The sequence below is a fragment of the Caballeronia sp. J97 genome (assembly GCF_905220305.1).
Taxonomy (GTDB): Bacteria; Pseudomonadota; Gammaproteobacteria; order Burkholderiales; family Burkholderiaceae; genus Caballeronia.
Map to the genome: position 1 here is coordinate 93,045 of NZ_CAJMZL010000025.1, position 20,387 is coordinate 113,431.

Sequence of the window (20,387 nt, forward strand, 5' to 3'; positions counted from 1 at the left end):
AAAAAGGCTCGTTCAAATCCTGAACGAGCCTTTTTGTTTTTTATCTGAACGATTCAGACGCGTTTGCCAAGTGCCTGTCCTTGCTCGGTGATCACGGAGTCGAACTCCGAGAGTTGCGAGAAGCGCACCGCTTTCACCTTGCCGAACTTGCTCGCATCGACGACGAGATGCCGTTCCACCGCGCTCGCCATTGCGGCCTGCTTGATCGCGACTTCATGAAAATTCCAGCACGTGACGCCGCGCGCTTCATCGACGCCGCCCGCCGACATGAACGCCTTGTTGATCCCCATGCGCCGCAACGTTTCGACGCTCTCGTCGCTGGCAAACGATTCCGATGACGGCACGTACACGCCGCCGAGCAGGATCATCCGCACATTCGGCTTGCGCCGCAGGATTTCTGCGACGTTGAGCGAATAGCACACGACGGTGAGATGCATCTCCATGGGAATCTGCCGCGCCAGCGTCGTCAGGGTCGTGCCGCAGTCGATGAAGATGGTTTCGCTGTCCACGAGCAGGCGCGCCGCATGATTCGATGCAATCGCTTTCGCCTGCGCGAAATGGTCTTTCTCTTCCTCGATGGTGTAACCCGCGTTGGGCACGTCGGCGGCGCTGACGATATAGCCGCCGAGATACGTGAACTGGCCGGGATGCGCGGCGATATCACGGCGCACTGTCATCTCCGATACGCCGAGCAAAGCGGCGGCATCGCGCAGACGCATTACGTTCTGTTTTTCGAGCGCACCAGAAAGGATGCGCAGGCGGTCGTTCTTGGCCATCAGGGCGGCGCGATAAGTAATGTTAGCTTTTGTGCGCGAGATGGGAGGATTATAACAATGCAAGTCGCATTTTTAGCGACCCGAGACGCGTGGCGCGGGTAAATCCCGAGAGCTCACGGCTTGCGCGTATAACGCAGCCAGACGATGTCGTGTTCCAGTTTTTCGACCGATTCGAGCTTGAGATAGGTCGGCGTTCGCCACTTGTCCATCGCGATTTCGAACGATGACGTATGGGCTTCGCGTCCATCGACGAGCGGAACGATCAGTACGCTGACTTCATCGGCAAGCTGCGAATTGACGAACGCACCCGATACATGTCCGCCACCTTCGACGATCAGCTTCTCGATCTTCAACTCGCGTTCGAGCGTATCGACGACGCGTTTCAACTCGATATCGTCCTTGCCGCCGAACACGTACGACGCGTCGATCGATTGCAGATACGCGAGATAATCGTCCTCGACGTTCTCGGCCAGCACTTCGACGATATGCGATTCGAGCGCCGTGTTGCTTTTCCACGCGACACGTCCCTTCGGATCGACGGAAATCGCGTACTGGCTCGCGTCGCGTTTCGCGAAATGATCGCTGCGCGGAACGGGACCTTTGGCGAGACCGCGCGGATAGTCGCGGTCCTTGGCGTGCGAGATTTCCTGCATCGTCACGCGGCCGCACACCCAGGCATCGGCCTCGAAGCGAGCGGCGGTGTCTTCGTAGGTCGGCGACGCGAAATCGAGATTCCAGTTATCGGTGAGACTGCGGCCATCGAGCGACGACATCATGTGACAGGCGATATGCATCTTCTTCTCCAGGCGGGAAAATGGCTCCGACGGGCACGTCGATGCAAGCGCCATGCCGCCTGTGAAGATCACGCAGACGAAAAAATATCGCAGGTCGTTCCGTTTTTTTTCGGAACGCGGTGAATCATGTCGGATTCCGGCCTCGCGTCGCGCGCCCGCGCGATATGCGAAAATCATCGGCATGAAAAAGACTACTCTGCTCATCGTGCCGGCCTTGCTGATCGCGCTCAGCCCGCTTGCGCACGCGAGCGTCGAATCGGGCGCGCACCAGTTCAAGGAAGACGTGAAATCGGCCGGACGCCAGACCGGACACGCGGCCCGCGATGCCGCGCACGCGATCGGCGACGGCGCGAAGTCGGCCGGCCACGCCATCGCCGATACATCCAGACGCGGCTACCACGCCACCAAAAAATGGGTGACCGGCGAAGAATAAGCGCCGCTCGCACAGTTCGAATTCCTGCTCTCCGATGCGCGTTCGCGCATCGCTTCCTCGTCGCACGTCCGCTCGGGCTCGTCAGCTATAGCGGCTGCACGAGTCTCGCGGCGGGTTTCGTGCATGGCGGACTCATCGTTCATGAGCGATTTTTCATGCCATGACTCAGGGCACCGAGAGCCGCCGGCGACAGGCAATGACCGTGACGCGCACGGTATGGCGCAAGAAGGGCCGCGCGTGCACGGCAGCACGCGATGCCCCGTTCCTTCCCTTCACCTCACCGCATCGCGCCCGCCAGGTTCTCCGCCTCCAGCCCCACGATCAAATCCACCTCACCGTTAGCCAGCGCCTGGGTCGCGGGCACACCCGCGGCCTTCAACGCGGCGCCGTCGAGCCGCGATGCGTCGCCGAGCGCGACACGCAAGCGCGTGGCCGCAAGCGGTTCGAGCTTCAGAATATTGGCCGCGCCGCCCAGCGCCGCGCGAATCTTCTCCGCGCGCGCCTTCTGCTGCGCGGCATCCGGCGCCGACGCCGCAGCCGGCGCGCTCATCGCTTCCGACGCAGCAGCAGCGGACGCACCCGCTACCGGCAGATCGGCGTCGCTGCCCGCTGTCTTCAGGTACTCCTGCATGTCGGTCTTCATGTTCTCCGACAGCGGCCCGAAAATCGCCTGCACGCCGTTGCCAACGCGCACGACGCCCGCCGCGCCGAGCGCCTTCAGCCTCGCATCGTTGACGAGCGATGGATCGTTCACGGTAATGCGCAGCCGCGTGATACATGCATCGAGGCTCTTGATGTTCGATCGACCGCCAAACGCGAGCACGAGATCGCGCGATCGTCCGCCTTCTCCGCTGGAGCTGACCGCAGCGGTCTCGACGGTATCGTCCTCACGGCCCGGCGTCTTCAGGTTGAAGCGGGTGATCACGAAGCGGAACACGACGTAATAGATCGCCGCATAGATCGGCCCGAGGATGAACACGTACCACGCGTGCGTCGCCTTGTTGCCGATCAGGTTGAACATCAGGAAGTCGATCGCGCCTTGCGAGAACGTGAAGCCCATGTGCATGTTGAGCGTATTGGCGACGAACTGCGCCGATGCCGCAAGACATGCGTGGATGAAGTACAGCACGGGCGCGACGAACAGAAACGCGAACTCGATCGGCTCGGTGATGCCCGTGAGAAAGGAAGTCAGCGCCGCCGACACCATCATGCCGCCGACCGCGACCTTCTTCTCGGGCTTCGCGCAATGCCAGATCGCGATCGCGGCAGCGGGCAGGCCGAACATCTTGAACAGGAACGCGCCCGACAGAATGCCCGCGGTGGGATCGCCGGCGAAGAAACGGTTGATGTCGCCATGCACCACCTTGCCGGTCGTCGGATCGAGGAAGCTGCCGGCTTCGAAGAAGAACGGAACATTCCAGATGTGGTGCAGACCGAACGGAATCAGCAGACGTTCGACGAAACCGTACACGGTCGCGGCGGTGCGCGGATCGGACACCGCGGCCCATTGCGAGAACGCCTTGATCACGCCGCCGATCGGCGGCCACACCACCGACAGCACCGCGCCGAGCACGATCGAACCAATGGCCGTGACGATCGGCACGAAGCGTTTGCCGGCGAAGAAGCCGAGATAGGCCGGCAGCGTGATCCGGTAATAACGGTTGAACATCCAGGCCGCAAGGCCGCCCGCGAGAATGCCGCCGAACACGCCGGTCTGGATCGACGGAATGCCCATGATCATGTCGGGCTCGACGCCTTCGACCTTCGCGATCACGCCGAGCGTCGCCGTCATCACGAGATAGCCGATGGTCGCGGCGATGCCCGATACGCCGTCGTTCTCCGTGAAGCCGAGCGCGACGCCGATCGCGAAAATGAGCGGCAGGTTGCCGAAGATCACGTCGCCCGCGTTCTTCATCAGCGCGAGCACGATGGCCGGCACGTAGCCGTGGAAATCGGTCGCGCCGAGGCCGAGCAAAAGGCCGGCGACCGGCAGCACCGCGACCGGCAGCATCAGCGATTTGCCGACCTTCTGCACCACGCCGAATGCGTTTTTGAACATGACAGGTTTCCTCTTATTCAGCGTAGGGGGCGAGCAGGGCGCGCACTTCCGCCGCCGTGCCGAGCGTGATCACTTGCGCCGCGAGCTTGCGCGCTTCGTCCATCGTGAGGCGCGCGAGCTGCGCCTTGATCGAGCCGACGGCCGGCACGCTGACCGACAGCTCGTCGACGCCGAGCCCGACGAGCACCGGCACGGCCATCGCATCGGACGCGATACCGCCGCAGATGCCGACCCATTTGCCGTGCTTGTGCGCGCCTTCGACCGTCATGCCGATCAGCCGCAGCACCGCGGGATGCAGCGCGTCCGCCTGTTTCGCGAGCTTCGGATGACCGCGATCCATCGCGACGGTGTACTGCGTCAGATCGTTGGTGCCGATCGAGAAGAAATCGACCTCGCGCGCGAGCGGCTCGGCGATCAGCGCGGCCGACGGCACTTCGATCATCACGCCGACCTTGACGCCACCGATGCGATCGCCCGCTTCTTCCTGAAGAATCTTCTTCGCCGCACGGACTTCCTCGATGGCCGCGACCATCGGGAACATGATGTGCAGATTGCCGATCGGCGCGGCCCGCAGAATCGCCCTTAGCTGCACGCGGAAGAAATCGGGACGATCGAGGCTCACGCGCACGCCGCGCAGGCCGAGGAACGGGTTGTCCTCCTTCGGCAGCGGCAGATAGGACAGCGGCTTGTCGCCGCCCACATCGAGCGTGCGCACGACGAGCGGACGCTCGCGGCCGAGCGCTTCGGCGACCGCGCAATATTCGGCGGCCTGTTCGTCTTCCGACGGCGCGGTGTCGCGGTTGTCGAACAGGAACTCGGAGCGCAGCAGCCCGACGCCTTCCGCGCCCGCGGCGACCGCGTCGCGCGCTTCCTGCGCATTGCGGATGTTCGCGACCACTTCGACGCGATGTCCGTCGGCGGTGACGGCGCGCTTGCTCGCGGCGACTTTCTCTTCCTCGCGCTTTTTCGTCTGACGCTCGATGCGCTCGCGCGCCTTCGCCAGATCGTCGGCGCCGGGATTGCGCCGCAGGCTTCCGTGCGAGCCATCGAGCACGACGAGCGTGCCGTCAGGCAACTGCAGCGCGTCCTCGTCGATGCCGCAGACCGCCGGAATGCCGAGCGAGCGCGCGAGAATCGCAACGTGGCTCGTCGCGCCGCCGGTCGTCGTGCAGAAGCCGAGCACCTTGCTGCGATCGAGCGAGGCCGTATCGGAAGGCGAAAGCTCCTCGGCAATGAGGATCGATTCGGCGGGCACATCGATATGCGCCTGCTTCACACCGGCGAGCAGCGCCAGCACGCGTCGGCCGACATCGCGGATATCGCCCGCGCGTTCGCGCAGCAGCGCGTTGTCGAGCTTCTCCAGATTGTTCGCCTGCGTCTCGAACGCGGCGCGCCACGCGAAGCCCGCGCTCTTGCCGTCGCTGATGCCGGCGATGGCCGCGTCGTTGAGATCGGGATCGTCGAGCAGTTCGAGATGCGCGTCGAGAATCTGCGCCTTGGACGGATCGGTCAGCTTCGCCTTCAACGCCTCGATCTGCTGACGCGCTTCGTGATGCGCCGCGTCAAGCCGAGCGCGTTCACGTTGCGGCGATTCACCCGCTTCGGACACCTCGATGACTTCCTGACGGAACTGCACGATCTTGCCGACCGCCAGCCCCGGCGACGCCGATACGCCGGTGAATTCGTTGGCGTCGGTGGGCGCTGCGCGTTTCAGCGCGACGGCTTCGGCGGCGTCCGCGGCAGGCGCGGGCGCATCGCCCGGCTTCTCGCCCGAGCCCGACGCGAGCAGACGCGCGAGCGCCGCGGCGGCTTCGCCCGCATCGGGGCCGGCGGCCTCGACGCGCAGCTTGTCGCCGAAGCTCGTCGCGAGCGCCATCAGCGCGACGACGGACTTCGCGTTCGCGCTGTCGCCGCCGCGCAAGACACGGATGTCGGATTTGTACTTCTTCGCTTCGGCCGCGAACACGGCTGCGGGCCGCGCGTGCAGGCCTTGCGGATTCGGCAACTCGATTTCGTCGGACTGAACCGCGCCTGCCGCGCCGCCGCTCGCTTCATCGCGTGCGCCGCCGACGAACTCTACCGTCAACGCGACGTCCTGGCCCGCCGTGACGAGACCCGTCGCGGGCACGTAACGCGTGACGAGCTCGCCGTTGGCGATGACCATCTGCGTGAGCAGGCTCACGGCCCGCGCGCCGACGACGACCGGATCGAAGCGGATCAGCGGCTGGCCCGTCGTGACGGTGTCGCCTTCCTTGACGAGCGGCGTGAAGCCCTCGCCGCGCAGCATCACCGTGTCGAGGCCGATGTGGATCAGCACCTGGAGACCGTTTGCACCGGTGATCGTCGCCGCGTGCGCCGCGCGATGCAATTGCGTGACCGTGCCGGAAAGCGGGGCGAGCAACTCGTTGGATGTGGGATCGATCGACACGCCGTCGCCGACCATCTTCTGTGCGAAAACCGGATCGGGAACGGTTTCGAGCTGCACCATCACGCCTGACAACGGCGCCATCAACTCGATTCGTGCCAAACCTTGAGGAGCTTTCATGTGAACGACTCCTTGTCCTTTGACGATATGAGCTGGAACCGGCCTGAAATCAATCATAGGCAACGGCTCCATGATTCGCTGGCCGAATGAATGGACGTTCGCTAGCGCATGCGTTTCGCATCGGAACGTTCACATTGATTCGGATTCTGAAACACCGTGTTCCCGTTTCGGGAGGAACGGTGGCAAAAGGCGGGCTATTGTTTCGCGGTGCAACATTGTTTTCTAGAGATGACATTCCATTCGCGGCGATCCGTCGCATGATTTGGCCAGCGATCCTATTAAGCTTGATATGTTGCAAATGCAAGCAAAAGGAACCCGAATCATGATCTACCGCAATAAATCCGAAGCCTACTGGGAGCCCCTGTTGACGATTGCCCGCGACGAGCTCGGCATTCAATCGTTCGATCCGATGGGCAAGCCGAGCGCCGACATACGCATGTGCCGCGTCGAGGACATCGGACGCGCGCTCGAACGCGCCTATGATTTCGGCTTGCTGGTGGGGCACACGGTGACGCGCGCCGAACGCGTGAAAGGACAGTGCGCCTGAACGAAGCCGCGCTATTTGCCCAGCCGTTCCGCGAGCGAATAGCGCCGCATGCAGCGCTCCATGCTGTCGAGAAACGCATGGTCCGCCGCATTCATCTTCCGCTCGCGATGCCACAGCAGATGCACGTCGACATCGACGAGCCCTTCCTCCGGCGGCAGGCGCCACAGACGTTGCTGCGCGATGTCGTCGCGCACGATGTGCTCGGGCAGGCAGCCGATGCCGAAGCCCGCGAAAATCAGCCGGCGCACTTCGTCGAGACTCGGTGACGAAGCCACGATGCGCCCGGTGAAGCCCTTCTGATCGCGAAACACGGTGAGCGGCGAGAGACTGTCGCCGATCTGATCGCTCGTGAACGACACGAAGTTCTCGGCGAGCAGGTCGTCCATGGTCAGCGTCGATTTGCCGAACAGGCGATGATGCCTGCCGCAGAAGATCGCGTAGCGCTGGCGCAGAAAGCAGCGCATGTCCAGCTTCTCGTGCGGCGTGCGGCACAGGCCGAGCCCCGCCGTCGCCGTCTTCTGCAGCAGCGACGAAATGATGTCCGATGAACGCATCACCTCGATTTGCAGATCGATGCGCGGATACGCCCGATGAAAGTCGGCCAGGAATTCGTCGTAGACAGGCGATTCGATGCGGCTGATCGTCAGGAGACGAATGGACCCGTTGATGTCCTCGGTGCGGTCGTCGAGCTCGGTTTCGAGCCGCGAGATATTGCCGTAAATATCGCTCGCGATCCGATAGACCTCTTCGCCCGCCTGCGTCGGTGCGAAATACGGGCCGCGCCGCTCGATCAGCTTGCGCCCCAGCGTTTCCTCCAGGCGCCGCAGCGCCTGGCTCACGGCGGGCTGCGTCACGTAGAGGCGCGCCGCCGCGCGGCTCAGGCTGCGCTCCTGCATGATGACCAGATACGTGCGCAGCAAATTCCAGTCAAGGCGGTCGTTCAGGAAGCGGGCGATTTCGTTGCGCATCGTGGTTTCGTCGAACTATTAGCTGAATTTATGCGCTGAATAATAACGCGAAATTTGACTAATAATTTATGGCTGACGATAAAGACGCCTATCGACCGTCAACGCATCTCAGGTGCATCGGAGCCAGCATGACCCAAGCCATCGTCAGTACCCGTCAGCCGGGACGCGCCGCGACCGCGGCGTTCATCGGCACGATGATCGAGTGGTACGACTTTTATATTTATGCGACCGCGGCGGCGCTCGTCTTCGGCGAGCTCTACTTTCCGTCGGGCGACCGGTTCGTCAGCACGATGGCATCGTTCGCGACCTTCGCTGTGGGCTTTTTCGCGCGTCCGCTCGGCGGCATCGTGTTCGGGCATCTCGGCGACAAGATCGGCCGCAAGAAGGCGCTGATGACGACGCTGATGATGATGGGCGTCGCGACCGTCGGCGTCGGCCTGCTGCCCGAGTATTCGAAGGTCGGCATGCTCGCGCCGGTGCTGCTCGTGGTGCTGCGCGTCGTGCAGGGCATCGCGGTCGGCGGCGAGTGGGGCGGCGCGGTGCTGATGGCGGGCGAACATGCGCCGCAAGGACGCCGCACGTTTTTCGCATCGTTCGCGCAGCTCGGCAGCCCGGCGGGGCTGATCCTGTCGCTGATCGCGTTTCGCGCGGTGACGTCGATGGACAAGGCCGATTTCATGTCGTGGGGCTGGCGCGTTCCGTTTCTCGCGAGCGCGGTGCTGCTGATCGTCGGCATCGTGATTCGTCTCGGCGTGAACGAGTCGCCGGAATTCGCGCGCGTGAAGGAATCGAACCGGACGGCCAAGCTGCCGATCGCCGAAGTGTTCAGCTCCGCGTGGGGCCTCGTGCTGCTGTGCATCGGCGCGAACACGATCGGCATTGCCGGTGTGTACTTCACGAACACGTTCATGATCGCGTACACGACGCAATACGTCGGCGTCACACGCTCGCTCATTCTCGATTGCCTGTTCGCCGTCGCCATCATCCAGTTGCTCGCGCAGCCCGTCGCCGCGTGGCTCGCCGAACGCATGGGCGGCGCGCGCTTCCTGAAGATCACGGCATTGCTCGCGATGATTTCGCCGTATCCGATGTTCGTGCTCGTGCAAAGCGGCTCGGCCGTGCCGATGGTCATCGGCATCGCGATCGCGGTGGTCTGCATGGCGAGCTTCTATTCGGTGATCGCGGGCTTCGTCAGCGGCGTGTTTCCGACGCGCGTGCGTTACTCCGGCATCTCGCTCGCGTATCAGGTGTGCGGCGCGATCGCAGGCGGACTGACGCCGCTCGTCGGCACCTGGCTCGCGCATCGCTACACGGGACAATGGTGGCCGCTCGCGGTGTTCTATACGTGTCTCGCGGGAATCTCGCTGCTGTCCATCGTCGCGCTCGATGCGCGCCGGGCGTCGCATGCGGAGCACGCCGAGTCCGTGGGCGCGATGTGAATCTGAAAGCAATGGAATCGAACATGACAGACCTGCTGCAAATCGATGGTGAGCGTCTCTGGCAAAGCCTCATGGACATGGCCCGGATCGGCGCGACGGAGAAGGGCGGCGTGCGCCGGCTCGCCCTGACCGAAGAAGACGTGCGCGGCCGCGATCTCTTCGCGCAATGGTGCCGCGATGCGGGCATGACGGTGTCCGTCGATGAGATCGGCAATCTGTTTGCGCGCCGCGACGGTGCGCAAGACGACGCGGCGCCGGTTCTGATCGGCAGCCATCTCGACACGCAGCCCGAAGGCGGGCGCTTCGACGGCGTGTATGGCGTGCTGGCCGCGCTCGAACTCGTGCGCGCATTGAACGATGCGGACATCGTCACGGAGAAGCCGATCGAAATCGTTTCGTGGACGAACGAGGAGGGCGCGCGCTTCACGCCGGCGATGCTCGGATCGGCGGTGTTCACCGGCGTCACGTCGCTGGACGAAGCGCTCGCGAAGCAGGATGCGCAAGGCATCACGCTCGCCGATGCGCTCACGCAAAGCGGTTATCGCGGCACGCGCGCGGTGCAAGGCCAGGCCGTCGATTCGTACTTCGAGGCGCACATCGAACAGGGACCGGTGCTGGAAGCGAACGGCACGACGATCGGCGTCGTGACGGGCGGACAGGCGATCCGCTGGCTCGATGTCACCGTGACCGGCATCGCCGCCCATGCGGGCACGACGCCGATGCCGTATCGCAAGGACGCGTATTTCGCGGCGGCGCAGATGGCGCTGGAACTGGAGAAGATCGTCGCACGCTACGCGCCGCGCGGACTCGTGACGATCGGGCAGGTGGGCATCGCGAATGCGTCGCGCAATACGATTGCGGCGAAGGTGGCGTTCACCGTCGATCTGCGTCATCACGACGATAACGAAGTCGATGCGATGGAGCGCGATCTGCGCGCAGCCTTTGCGAGCGTCGCGAAGGCGCGCGGCGTCGAAGTATCGGTCGACACGTACTGGCGCAGTCCCGCGACGCCGTTCGACCAGGATTGCGTCGCACATGTCGCGCGGGCGGTCGATGCGCTGGGTTACTCGAACGAGCGCATCGTCAGCGGCGCGGGTCACGATGCGATTCATCTGGCGCGCCATTGCCCGACGGCGATGGTGTTCATTCCGTGCGTCGACGGGCTTTCGCACAACGAAGCCGAAGACGCCTTGCCCGAGGACGTGACGCACGGCGCAAACGTGCTGCTCAATGCGGTGCTCGCGCGCGCGGGCGTTTCTGCCACTATCGATGCGCAATAAGGGAATCCCGATGAAAACGTTCTTTCACCCTGAGCAACTGCTGCATCATCCGCGCAGCTACATGTCGCGCGGACAGATGCGCGCGCCGCAGGAAGTGCCCGAGCGCGCGGCGCGGCTCGTCGCCGCGGCGAAGTCGCTCGATTTCGATGTGATCGAGCCGAAGGATCACGGCATGGCTGCGATCGCCGCCGTGCATGACATGAACTATCTGCGCTTTCTCGAAGAGGGTCATCGTGAGTGGAAGAAGATGCCCGACGACTGGGGCGACGAGATCATGTCGAATATCTATGTCCGCGATCCGAATCCGTTGAGAGGCATTCTCGGCAAAGCAGCGCGTTATCTCGCCGACGGCAGTTGTCCGGTCGGCGCGAATACGTGGCGTTCGGCGTACTGGTCGGCGCAGGGCGCGCTGGCGGCGGCATCGGCCGTCAACGATGGCGCGCGTGAAACGTACGCGTTGTGCCGTCCGCCCGGACATCATGCGCGCGCCGATGCGGCCGGCGGATTCTGCTATCTGAACAACGCGGCGATCGCGGCGCAGGCGTTGCGCGGCCGATTCGGACGCGTCGCGATTCTCGATACCGACATGCATCACGGTCAGGGCGTGCAGGAAATTTTCTACGGACGCGACGACGTGCTGTACATCTCCATTCACGGCGATCCGACCAATTTTTATCCGGTCGTCGCGGGCTATGAGGAAGAACGAGGCGCGGGCGCGGGCGACGGCTTCAACGTCAATCTGCCGATGCCACATGGTTCATCCGAAGCGGTGTTTTTCGAAAAACTCGATGATGCATTGGGCGTGTTGAAACGCTTCGAGCCGGATGCGCTCGTGCTGGCGCTCGGGTTCGATATCTACAAGGACGATCCGCAAGCGCAGGTCGCTGTGACGACCGAAGGGTTTGGGCGGCTCGGCTCGGCGATCGGCGGACTTGATTTGCCTTCGGTGATCGTTCAGGAAGGCGGATATCACCTGGAAAGTCTCGAAGCGAATGCGCGGGCGTTTTTTGGTGGGTTCACGGCTGCGCGCGGTTGAGCGCTGCGCTTGGGGAACACGTCGACGTCTGGTCCGAATCCGCGCGGCTACAGCGGCTCGGCGCTCTTCAATACGGATGAGTTGAATTTCAAGTATCAGTTGACGCCGGCATTGACGGCGGACGCCGCCTCACCGCTGCGCTGCTGCCGTTCGTCGGCTTCATGATCGGATCGTTCTCGGCACCCGGCGTCAAAATGCGCGTGTTCGGCCGCGAGCCGATGGTTGCGCTCCTGCCAACCGCGCATCCGTTGTCGGAGAAGAAAGTGCTGAAGCTTACGAACCTCGCGAATGAGCGCTTCGTGCTCGGCACGTCCCATGCGTGGGAAGCGTTTCGCCATCACCTCTTCTCGATCTTTCATCGCGCGGGCTTCACCAACAGCACGCTGTCCGGCCAGCGCGGAAAACGCTCCGCACGGTCGAGTCGATTACCCGAGCCAGCGTGCGTCCGGCCAGATGAACGACTCGCGCGCGACACGCGTCAGCGCGACCGGCCGCTTACGCGACAGCCGCGCGGACGGCTCGGCGACCACCCACAGGCTTTCCTCGAGCAATGCCTTCACATGAAGCGCAGGCGTTTCCTTCTGCCCATAGAGTAGCGCGGCGTCGATATCCCCCGCTTCGAGCCAGTCCTGCAAGTGCCCCGCGTACCCGATGGTCAGTCGCAGGCGGATATGCGGATAGCGTCTCGCAACCTCGCCCGCCAGCATGGTCGCGAGGAGATCCGAGGTGCTCGCCAGCAGGCCGATGCCGGCGGCTCGAATCTGGACGTCGGCAGCCGATTCACGGAAGAAAGCACGATGAACAGCGAAGAACTTTCAGCCCGATACGGCCCACGCGAATCCATGGAGTACGAGGCATCCGCAGCCGACCCTATGCCGTGATGCGGGACGATAGCCGCCACGCGAGCTGAACAGGGTTTACCGCTACACATTCCAGCTTGACGCCGCCGACGTTGCGGACGATACTTTGTCCGTACAAAGTGATGTTTAAGACAGGAGGCGGGACAAGATGCATTCGGACAGAGTAGGCAAACAGCGTTACCGGGCCAGCTACGGTCGTTATCTGGAGGATTTCACCGTCGGCGATATCTACGAGCATCGCCCGGGCCGCACGATCACGGACGCGGACAACATTCAGTTCTCGCTGCTGACGATGAACTTCCACCCGATGCACTGCGACGCGCATCACGCTTCGAAGAGCGAGTTCGGCAAGCTCCTGGTGAGCAGCGGCCTGACCGTCGCGATCGTGCTGGGCATGTCGGTGAACGACGTGAGCGGCAAGGCGATCGCCAATCTCGGCTGGAAGGAAATCCGCCTGACGGGCCCCGTTTTTGCGGGCGATACGCTCTATGCGGAGTCGGAAGTGCTCGAAGTGCGCGAATCGAAATCACGCCCGACGCAGGGCATCGTCACGGTGCACACGCGTGCGTTCAATCAGGACGGCAAGCCCGTCATGGACTTCATCCGTACCGCGCTGATCGCCAAACGCGGGCACGGCACCGCCGAAGACTGAGCTCGCATATCGCCGGCGCTTTCCCGCGCCGGCATTCCGTTTCCGTTTCGCATACAAGACCGTTCGATTGCATCGACGCATCGACGCACGGCGGCGCGACGGTTCATCGTCACAGTACTGGAGACAACTGTGAGTCATTACGTAAGCTCGGGCGCCCGGCTGGACCGGCTGCCGATGTCGCGTTTTCACTGGAAGATTCTCGGCCTCATCAGCGCGGGCGCGTGCCTCGATGCATTCGACGTCTATCTCGCGGGCGGCGTGTCCGCGGCCATGCTCAAGGCGGGCTTTTCGACGCTGCAGCTCAACGCGCTGTTCGTCTCGTCGGGCTTTCTCGGCATGGTGATCGGCGCGGGGCTGTCGGGCTATCTCGGCGACCGCTTCGGACGCCGCTCGTCGTATCAGTTCAATCTCGCGCTGTTCGGGCTGATGTCCTTCGTGGCCGCCTTCGCGCCGACTATCCAATGGCTGATCGGCGCGCGCTTCGTCATGGGCATCGGGCTGGGCGCTGAGCTGGTGGTCGCGGCGGGCACCTTGTGCGAGTTCATTCCGCCCGCGTATCGGGGACGCTGGATCTCGCTGCTCGGCCTCATCGTCAACTCGGGACTCGTGCTCGCGACGAGCGTCGGATACGTCGTCATTCCGCATCTCGGCTGGCGCTGGATGTTCGGCATCGCGGGCATCGGCGCGGTGATCGTGTGGGCGCTGCGTCATCGCATGCCGGAATCGCCGCGCTGGCTCGAATCGGTCGGGCGCACGCAGGAGGCCGAGGAAACCGTGAGCGCGATCGAAGCCGAAGTCGCGCGTCAAAAAGGTCCGCTGACGGAATGCGCCCGCACGCAGAATCTGGAAGTGCCGCGTGCGCCGCTGTCCGCACTGTTTCGCCGCTGCATGATCGGTCGCACGCTGACGGCCGCGTTGACGGCGGTGGCGGTGAATGTCGCGGTGTACGGCTTCGTCGCCTGGCTGCCGACCTTCTTCGTGCACGAAGGACGCGATATCGTCACGTCGCTCGGCTTCACGACGCTGATGTCCCTCGGCGCGCCGTTCGGGGCGGTGCTCGGCTATCTCACCGCCGACCGTCTGGGACGTGCGAAGGGTCTCGTGTTCTATAGCGTCATCGCGATCGTGCTCGGCTTCGTCTATCCGCAAATGACGGCCAACGCGGCGATCGCCATCGTGGGCTTCACGCTCGTCAGTTGCATCTTCGGCATCGTCACGCTGGGCCTCTTCGGCTACGTGCCCGAACTGTTCCCGACCGCGCTGCGCTTGCGCGGCACGGGCGTGGCGGGCGTGTGCGGACGCGTCGCGTCGATGCTCACCTCATACGCCGCCGTGATCCTGTACGCGCAACTCGGCCTGTTCGGCGTGCTCGGCATGGTCGCGGGCGTTCTGATCCTGCTCGTGATCGCCGTGCTGAGCCTGGGCGTGGATGCGAACCAGTTCTCGCTGGAAGAAGTCTCGCCCGATGAAGACGCCAACGCCGACGATCTGCCGCTCAACCATCAGGGAGCCACGCGATGAACGCACGAAACGACATTCAGCAGCACGCCCGAACCGTATCGCAACGCCTCGCCTCGTTCACGACGCATCTGCAATTGAGCGACGTGCCGCACAGCGTACGCGAGCGCGCGAAGCATCTGATCCTCGACAGCATCGGACTCGCATATGCGACGTTGAAGCTGCCTTACGCAAGCTCGACGCTCGCCGCCATGCAGGAACTGGGCAGCGGCGAGGCGACGGTGTTCGGTCACGAGCAAAAGCTCGCATTGCGCGATGCGATGCTGCTCAACGGTCTTCTGATCCACAGCCTCGACTTCGACGATACGCATGCGCGCGGCGTGATCCACTCGACGGCGAGCGCGTTGCCCGTGGCGTTCAATCTCGCGGAGCGCGAAAACGCGAGCGGCGCGGACCTGCTCACCGCCTATCTTTGCGCGATGGAAGTATCCACACGCGTCGGCTCCGCGGCGAAGAGCGGCTTTCATAACGCCGGCTTCCATCCGACGGGACTGGTCGGCGCATTCGGCTGCTCGCTCGGCGCAGCGCGTCTACTGGGTTTGTCGGTGGAAGAAGCGCAGCATGCGCAGGGCATCGTGTTGTCGATGGCTTCGGGCAATCTGGAGTTCCTGCAGGACGGCGCATGGACCAAGCGTCTGCATCCGGGATGGGCGGCGGTGGCGGGCGCGACATCCGCGACGCTCGCGAAGCATGGCTATATCGGTCCCGGCGCGACCTATGAAGGCCGCTTCGGTCTCTACGCCCTCTACATGAAGACGCCGCTCGAAGCCGGCGATATCGACATCGCGACAGCGGGCCTCGGCGAGACATGGGAAATCGACGGCGTCGCGCTCAAGCCGATTCCCGCGTGCCACTTCACGCATGCATCGTCGGATGCGGCTGTCGCGCTGCATCGCGCACACGGCTTGCAGGCGAGCGATATCGAGCGCGTGGTCGTGCGCGTGCCGGGTCCGACGATCCCGATCGTCTGCGAGCCGGTCGCGCCGAAGCAGAAGCCGTCGAACAGCTATGACGCGCAGTTCAGCATCCCGTACATCGTCGCGACCGGACTGGTGCGCGGCCGCTTCACACTCGACGATCTGGAAGCCGAGGCGCTCGCCGACGAAACCGTGCGCGCGGTGGCAGCCCGCGTCACGCACGAAGCAGACCCGGACTCGACCTTCCCGCGTCACTACACGGGCGAAGTGATCGTCCATATGCGCGACGGCCGCACGCTGACGCATCGCGAGTCGATCAATCGCGGCTCGTCGGACAGGCCGCTCACGAACGACGACATCGTCGCGAAGTTCTTCGACAACGCGCAGCGCAACGTCTCTCGCGCTGCCGCCGAGCGCATCCGCGAAGCGGTGCTCTCGCTCGACACACAGCCGGCCCGCAGTCTGGCGCAAGCGCTCGCGTAAAACATGCATACGAATCCAGGAGAAGCAATGGCCACCATCGACGCCGACCAACAGCAGGACACGAGCGAGTACGAAGAGAACGAGACGCTCATTCTCGACATGCTCGACCGATTTCTCAAGACGGAAGTGAAGCCCTATGTGCACGAGCTCGACGCGAAGGACGAGTATCCGCACGAGATCGTCGAGAAGATGAAGGACATGGGCCTCTTCGGTTGCCTGATCGCGACCGAGTACGGCGGTCTGGGTCTCACGACGGCGACCTACGCAAAGATCGTCGATCGTATTTCGGCGGTGTGGATGTCGGTGAGCGGCATCATCAATTCGCACCTCATCATGGCGATGACGATCCAGCGCAACGGCACCGAGGCGCAGAAGCGCGAGTTCCTGCCGCGCATGGCGACGGGTGAGTTGCGCGGCGGCATTGGATTGACCGAGCCGGACTGCGGGACGGACCTTCAGGCGATCCGCACGGTCGCAAAGCGCGACGGCGATCACTATGTCGTCAACGGCAGCAAGACCTGGATCACCAACAGCAAGTACGGCAACATCCTCGCGCTGCTCGTCAAGACCGATCCTGAAGCGCAGCCGCGCCACAAGGGCATGAGCCTGCTGATCGTCGAGAAGGGGCCGGGTTTCGAGGTGAGCCGGCAGTTGCAGAAGCTCGGCTACAAGGGCATCGATACGTGCGAGCTCACGTTCAGCGATTTCCGTGTGCCGGTATCGAGCGTGATCGGCGGGAAAGAAGGCCTGGGGCTCAAGCAGATCCTGAGCGGGCTCGAACTGGGCCGCATCAACGTGGCGGCGCGCGGGGTGGGTGTCGCCCAGGCCGCGCTCGATGAAGCGGTTGCGTATTCGCAGCAGCGCAAGACCTTCGGCAAGCCGATCTGCGAGCATCAGGCCATCGCGCTGAAACTCGGCGAAATGGCGACACGCGTGGAAGCCGCGCGCCTCCTGACGGACTCCGCCGCACGCGCCTACGACAAGGGCCTGCGCTGCGACATGGAAGCGGGCATGGCGAAGTACTTCGCGACCGAAGCGGCTGTCGAGAACAGCATGGAAGCCATGCGTATTCATGGCGCCTATGGCTACTCGAAGGAATACAACGTGGAGCGGCTCTATCGTGATGCGCCGCTCCTGACCATCGGCGAAGGCACCAACGAGATGCAACGCCTGATCATCGCCAAGATGCTGATTGCGAGGAACCCCGCATGAGCCTGCCTCTCTCCGGCGTACGCATCGTCGCCATCGAACAATACGGCGCGGGTCCGTTCGCGACGCAACATCTCGCCGATCTCGGCGCGGAAGTCATCAAGATCGAGAACTTCCGCGAAGGCGGCGACGTGGGCCGCAACGTGGGACCGCATTTTTTCGGCGAAGGCGATAGCCATTTCTTCGAGGCGTTCAATCGCAACAAGTGCAGCCTGACGCTCGATCTGAAGAAGCCCGAAGGGCGCGAAGTGCTGCTCGATCTCGTGAAGTCGAGCGATGCGGTCTTCAACAATCTGCGCGGCGATCTGCCCGTGAAGCTGGGCCTCACCTACGAGCAGTTGAAGGACGCGAATCCGGCGATCGTGTGCGCGCATCTGTCGGCCTACGGACGAACCGGCAGCCGCGCATCGTGGCCCGGCTACGACTATCTGATGCAGGCAGAAGCGGGTTATCTCTCTGTCACTGGCGAGCCGGACAGTCCGCCCGCGCGCTTCGGTCTCTCGATCATCGATCTGATGACGGGCACCACGGCCGCGATGGCGTTGCTCGCGGGTCTCGTGCAGGCGCGTGCAACAGGCATCGGCCGCGACATGGACACGAGCCTCTTCGACGTCGCGCTGCATAACCTCGCGTATGTCGGCACGTGGTATCTGAATGGCGGCACGGTAACCGGACGCGACCGGCGTTCCGCGCATCCTTCGCTTACGCCGAGCCAGTTGTACAAGACAAAGGATGGCTGGATCTTCCTGATGTGCAACAAGGAAAAGTTCTGGGGCGTGCTGGCCGAGATACTCGACAAGCCGTCGTGGATCACCGACGAACGCTTCTGCAATTTCAAGGCGCGGCTCGCAAATCGCGATCTCGTCGAGCAGGAGCTGGATGCGGCCCTCTCGCGTGCGACGACCGCCGAATGGCTCGCACGCCTGGGCGGGCGCGTGCCTGCCGCGCCGGTCTACGACGTCAAGCAGGCGCTCGACAATCCGTTCGTCGCGGAGCGGCAGGGCGTGACCGAAGCGGAGCATCCGCGCTTCGGAAAGGTGCGCAACGTGGCGGCGCCGGTGCGGGTGAATGAGACTTTGCCCGCGCGTGCGGCGCCCGAGCTCGGGCAGGACAATGAGAGGCTTCTGGCCGAACTCGGTTACGATGCTGGTCGGATCGCTCGATTGCGCGAAAGCGGCGCGGTGCAATGATGATTCTTGCACCGGATGATGTCGCGCGAAAGGCGGGTCCGTCCGTCAATCCTTCATCGTGCGTGCAAAAGATGGTCAACGTGCTCGGTCAGCAGCCGCGCTATCTGCAACTGGCGCAGACGCTCATCAACGAAATTCAGAGCGGACGCTTTCCGGTGGGCTCCACCATTCCCACCGAATTCGAACTTTGCGAGCAGTTCGGCGCGAGCCGCTCGACCGTGCGCGAGGCGGTCAAGCAGCTCGTGCAGCTCGGCATGGTGGTGCGGCAGGCCGGCATCGGCACCACCGTCAAGGCATTGAACTCCGAGGGCAGTTATCGGCAGGTCATGCAGCAATTGAGCGACCTGCATCGCTATTCGGCCGACACCGCGCTTCAGGTTCTGAAGAAAGAGACGGTCGAACTGAGCGATGCATCGCTCTGCGCAATGCTGCAGGCGAAACCCGGCGAAACGTGGCTGCGTCTGGAGGGCATCCGGCGCTCGCCCGAGAGCGTCGATCCGATCTGTCATACCGAGGTCTATATCCAGCCGGCGTTCCGTTCGCTGACGGGCATCGAAGACGATCCGCATACGCCGATCTTCACGATGATCGAGCGTCAGTTCGGCGAGCAGATCACGCAGGTGCAGCAGGAGATTCGCGCGGTGGCGCTGCCTTCGAACATCGCGCGACTCGTCAACGCCAAGGCGCGCTCGCCGGCGCTGTGGCTGTCGCGTCGTTATTTCAACAAGCGAGGCGAGATCGTCGAGGCGGCGGTCAGCATTCATCCCGCCGACCGTTTCAGCTATTCGGAGACGTTCCAGCGCGGCTGGAGCGGCGCCTGAAGCATTCGAGGAATTCCGCATGATTGCACGCAGTTTTCTGTTCGTTCCGGGCGATCGTCCGGAGCGCTTCGACAAGGCATTGGCGACGCACGCGCATCGTGTCGTCATCGATCTGGAGGATGCCGTCGCCATCGATGCGAAAGCGCAGGCGCGCGCGCAGATCGCGGAATGGTTGCGTGAGACGCATGAACGCGTCGTGATTCGCGTGAACGCTTTTGGAACGCCGTGGCACGAGGACGATGTCGCGATGGCGCGTGCGGCAAACGCGCGGGCCGTAATGGTGCCGAAGGCCGAGGATGCGACGCAACTCGCCGATATCGCCGCGCGCTGCGCCGAAGGCGTCGAATTGATCGCGCTGGTGGAGAGCGTCGCGGGCGTGGTGCGCATGCGTGAGATCGCGCAGTGCGGGCATGTGGCGCGGCTCGCGTTCGGCTCGTTCGATTTCGGTGTGGATGCGGGCATCGACGGCACCGGGCGCGAACTGGACTATGTGCGGTCGCAGTTCGTCATCGAGTCGCGCTTTGCGGGACTGGCACCGCCGATCGACGGCGTGACGCTCGCCACCGGCGATATCGACGCGATCAACGCCGATGTGCTCGATGCGCGGCGTTTCGGTTTCGGCGGCAAGCTGTGCATTCATCCGAAGCAGGTGGATGCCGTGAATGACGGCTTCGCGCCGAGCGCCGCCGAGCGCGAGTGGGCGGCACGCGTGCTCGCTGCGCTGGAAGCGAATCCGCGCGGCGCGATTTCGGTGGACGGGAAGCTGGTCGACAAGCCGATCGTCGATCGTGCGCGAAGAATTCAAGCCGCGTAGACGCGGTTCAACGGAGACAGAGGGAATGAAGGTATTAGTGCCAGTG

At 63.6% G+C, this 20,387-nt stretch carries 18 protein-coding genes and 1 pseudogene; 13 read left to right on the plus strand and 6 right to left on the minus strand.

From position 1 onward, the window contains the following. Positions 1 to 53: 53 nt before the first annotated feature. Positions 54 to 776: a DeoR/GlpR family DNA-binding transcription regulator gene (locus tag U4Y90_RS26460; RefSeq protein WP_321799061.1), complete on the minus strand. Its 723-nt coding sequence runs from the start codon at positions 774 to 776 to the stop codon at positions 54 to 56. A 113-nt stretch (positions 777 to 889) separates the two neighbouring features. Then, positions 890 to 1,570 (minus strand): dihydrofolate reductase family protein, encoded by a 681-nt coding sequence (locus U4Y90_RS26465; RefSeq protein WP_321799062.1) that lies wholly within the window; start codon positions 1,568 to 1,570, stop codon positions 890 to 892. Positions 1,571 to 1,751: 181 nt separating this feature from the next. Here U4Y90_RS26465 and U4Y90_RS26470 point away from each other — a divergent pair, with 181 nt between their 5' ends. Continuing rightward, entirely contained in the window at positions 1,752 to 2,003 is a 252-nt protein-coding gene (locus U4Y90_RS26470; RefSeq protein ID WP_321799063.1) for a hypothetical protein, read from the plus strand. A 277-nt stretch (positions 2,004 to 2,280) separates the two neighbouring features. Here the strand turns inward: U4Y90_RS26470 and ptsG are convergent, their stop codons facing one another. Both ptsG and ptsP read right to left on the minus strand, forming a co-directional pair. Beyond that, the gene (gene ptsG / locus U4Y90_RS26475; RefSeq protein WP_321799065.1) at positions 2,281 to 4,062 is read right to left on the minus strand and encodes a PTS glucose transporter subunit IIBC; all 1,782 of its coding nucleotides are present in this window, start codon (positions 4,060 to 4,062) and stop codon (positions 2,281 to 2,283) included. Positions 4,063 to 4,075: 13 nt separating this feature from the next. Further along, complete coding sequence (gene ptsP, locus U4Y90_RS26480) at positions 4,076 to 6,607, minus strand: phosphoenolpyruvate--protein phosphotransferase (RefSeq protein ID WP_321799067.1); 2,532 nt, start codon at positions 6,605 to 6,607, stop codon at positions 4,076 to 4,078. 322 nt (positions 6,608 to 6,929) lie between these two features. Here ptsP and U4Y90_RS26485 point away from each other — a divergent pair, with 322 nt between their 5' ends. Beyond that, positions 6,930 to 7,154, plus strand: coding sequence for a DUF6900 domain-containing protein (locus U4Y90_RS26485; protein ID WP_321799068.1), 225 nt, complete (start codon positions 6,930 to 6,932; stop codon positions 7,152 to 7,154). 11 nt (positions 7,155 to 7,165) lie between these two features. Here the strand turns inward: U4Y90_RS26485 and U4Y90_RS26490 are convergent, their stop codons facing one another. Next, positions 7,166 to 8,122: a LysR family transcriptional regulator gene (locus tag U4Y90_RS26490; protein ID WP_321799070.1), complete on the minus strand. Its 957-nt coding sequence runs from the start codon at positions 8,120 to 8,122 to the stop codon at positions 7,166 to 7,168. Positions 8,123 to 8,250: 128 nt separating this feature from the next. Here U4Y90_RS26490 and U4Y90_RS26495 point away from each other — a divergent pair, with 128 nt between their 5' ends. From U4Y90_RS26495 to U4Y90_RS26510, 4 genes and pseudogenes are all read left to right on the plus strand, one after another. Next, complete coding sequence (locus U4Y90_RS26495; RefSeq protein WP_321799071.1) at positions 8,251 to 9,561, plus strand: MFS transporter; 1,311 nt, start codon at positions 8,251 to 8,253, stop codon at positions 9,559 to 9,561. A 23-nt stretch (positions 9,562 to 9,584) separates the two neighbouring features. Beyond that, a complete protein-coding gene (locus U4Y90_RS26500) occupies positions 9,585 to 10,841 on the plus strand; it encodes a Zn-dependent hydrolase (protein ID WP_321799072.1) in 1,257 nt (418 codons plus the stop codon). A 10-nt stretch (positions 10,842 to 10,851) separates the two neighbouring features. Further along, positions 10,852 to 11,877, plus strand: a complete 1,026-nt coding sequence (locus U4Y90_RS26505) for a histone deacetylase family protein (protein WP_321799073.1) — start codon at positions 10,852 to 10,854, stop codon at positions 11,875 to 11,877. 194 nt (positions 11,878 to 12,071) lie between these two features. After that, a pseudogene (locus tag U4Y90_RS26510) lies at positions 12,072 to 12,194 on the plus strand (LysR family transcriptional regulator); the annotation flags it as partial. Between the two features lie 108 nt (positions 12,195 to 12,302). On the opposite strand, the gene U4Y90_RS26515 reads toward U4Y90_RS26510, so the two are convergent. Further along, a complete protein-coding gene (locus U4Y90_RS26515; protein ID WP_415749415.1) occupies positions 12,303 to 12,584 on the minus strand; it encodes a LysR substrate-binding domain-containing protein in 282 nt (93 codons plus the stop codon). A 301-nt stretch (positions 12,585 to 12,885) separates the two neighbouring features. Between U4Y90_RS26515 and U4Y90_RS26520 the strand changes: the two genes are divergently transcribed. From U4Y90_RS26520 to U4Y90_RS26550, 7 genes are all read left to right on the plus strand, one after another. Then, a complete protein-coding gene (locus U4Y90_RS26520) occupies positions 12,886 to 13,389 on the plus strand; it encodes a MaoC family dehydratase (protein ID WP_008346896.1) in 504 nt (167 codons plus the stop codon). Between the two features lie 174 nt (positions 13,390 to 13,563). Next, a complete protein-coding gene (locus tag U4Y90_RS26525) occupies positions 13,564 to 14,910 on the plus strand; it encodes an MFS transporter (RefSeq protein ID WP_415749416.1) in 1,347 nt (448 codons plus the stop codon). Further along, positions 14,907 to 16,307, plus strand: coding sequence for an MmgE/PrpD family protein (locus U4Y90_RS26530; RefSeq protein WP_321799077.1), 1,401 nt, complete (start codon positions 14,907 to 14,909; stop codon positions 16,305 to 16,307). Before U4Y90_RS26525 ends, U4Y90_RS26530 begins: the two co-directional genes overlap by 4 nt. A 27-nt stretch (positions 16,308 to 16,334) precedes the next feature. Further along, positions 16,335 to 17,519: an acyl-CoA dehydrogenase family protein gene (locus U4Y90_RS26535; protein ID WP_321799078.1), complete on the plus strand. Its 1,185-nt coding sequence runs from the start codon at positions 16,335 to 16,337 to the stop codon at positions 17,517 to 17,519. Then, positions 17,516 to 18,706: a CoA transferase gene (locus U4Y90_RS26540; protein ID WP_321799079.1), complete on the plus strand. Its 1,191-nt coding sequence runs from the start codon at positions 17,516 to 17,518 to the stop codon at positions 18,704 to 18,706. Before U4Y90_RS26535 ends, U4Y90_RS26540 begins: the two co-directional genes overlap by 4 nt. A 71-nt stretch (positions 18,707 to 18,777) precedes the next feature. After that, positions 18,778 to 19,527, plus strand: coding sequence for a GntR family transcriptional regulator (locus tag U4Y90_RS26545; RefSeq protein WP_321799086.1), 750 nt, complete (start codon positions 18,778 to 18,780; stop codon positions 19,525 to 19,527). Positions 19,528 to 19,546: 19 nt separating this feature from the next. After that, positions 19,547 to 20,341 carry a CoA ester lyase gene (locus U4Y90_RS26550; RefSeq protein WP_321799081.1) on the plus strand — a complete coding sequence of 265 codons (795 nt, stop codon included), beginning with the start codon at positions 19,547 to 19,549 and terminating at the stop codon, positions 20,339 to 20,341. The last annotated feature ends 46 nt before the right edge of the window (positions 20,342 to 20,387 follow it).

Coding starts and splice junctions, on each gene's coding strand:
- U4Y90_RS26460 (WP_321799061.1), bottom strand. CDS start 776: ATGGCCAAGAACGACCGCCTGCGCATCCTTTCTGGTGCGCTCGAAAAA.
- U4Y90_RS26465 (WP_321799062.1), bottom strand. CDS start 1,570: ATGCATATCGCCTGTCACATGATGTCGTCGCTCGATGGCCGCAGTCTC.
- U4Y90_RS26470 (WP_321799063.1), top strand. CDS start 1,752: ATGAAAAAGACTACTCTGCTCATCGTGCCGGCCTTGCTGATCGCGCTC.
- ptsG (WP_321799065.1), bottom strand. CDS start 4,062: ATGTTCAAAAACGCATTCGGCGTGGTGCAGAAGGTCGGCAAATCGCTG.
- ptsP (WP_321799067.1), bottom strand. CDS start 6,607: ATGAAAGCTCCTCAAGGTTTGGCACGAATCGAGTTGATGGCGCCGTTG.
- U4Y90_RS26485 (WP_321799068.1), top strand. CDS start 6,930: ATGATCTACCGCAATAAATCCGAAGCCTACTGGGAGCCCCTGTTGACG.
- U4Y90_RS26490 (WP_321799070.1), bottom strand. CDS start 8,122: ATGCGCAACGAAATCGCCCGCTTCCTGAACGACCGCCTTGACTGGAAT.
- U4Y90_RS26495 (WP_321799071.1), top strand. CDS start 8,251: ATGACCCAAGCCATCGTCAGTACCCGTCAGCCGGGACGCGCCGCGACC.
- U4Y90_RS26500 (WP_321799072.1), top strand. CDS start 9,585: ATGACAGACCTGCTGCAAATCGATGGTGAGCGTCTCTGGCAAAGCCTC.
- U4Y90_RS26505 (WP_321799073.1), top strand. CDS start 10,852: ATGAAAACGTTCTTTCACCCTGAGCAACTGCTGCATCATCCGCGCAGC.
- U4Y90_RS26515 (WP_415749415.1), bottom strand. CDS start 12,584: ATGCTGGCGGGCGAGGTTGCGAGACGCTATCCGCATATCCGCCTGCGA.
- U4Y90_RS26520 (WP_008346896.1), top strand. CDS start 12,886: ATGCATTCGGACAGAGTAGGCAAACAGCGTTACCGGGCCAGCTACGGT.
- U4Y90_RS26525 (WP_415749416.1), top strand. CDS start 13,564: ATGTCGCGTTTTCACTGGAAGATTCTCGGCCTCATCAGCGCGGGCGCG.
- U4Y90_RS26530 (WP_321799077.1), top strand. CDS start 14,907: ATGAACGCACGAAACGACATTCAGCAGCACGCCCGAACCGTATCGCAA.
- U4Y90_RS26535 (WP_321799078.1), top strand. CDS start 16,335: ATGGCCACCATCGACGCCGACCAACAGCAGGACACGAGCGAGTACGAA.
- U4Y90_RS26540 (WP_321799079.1), top strand. CDS start 17,516: ATGAGCCTGCCTCTCTCCGGCGTACGCATCGTCGCCATCGAACAATAC.
- U4Y90_RS26545 (WP_321799086.1), top strand. CDS start 18,778: ATGGTCAACGTGCTCGGTCAGCAGCCGCGCTATCTGCAACTGGCGCAG.
- U4Y90_RS26550 (WP_321799081.1), top strand. CDS start 19,547: ATGATTGCACGCAGTTTTCTGTTCGTTCCGGGCGATCGTCCGGAGCGC.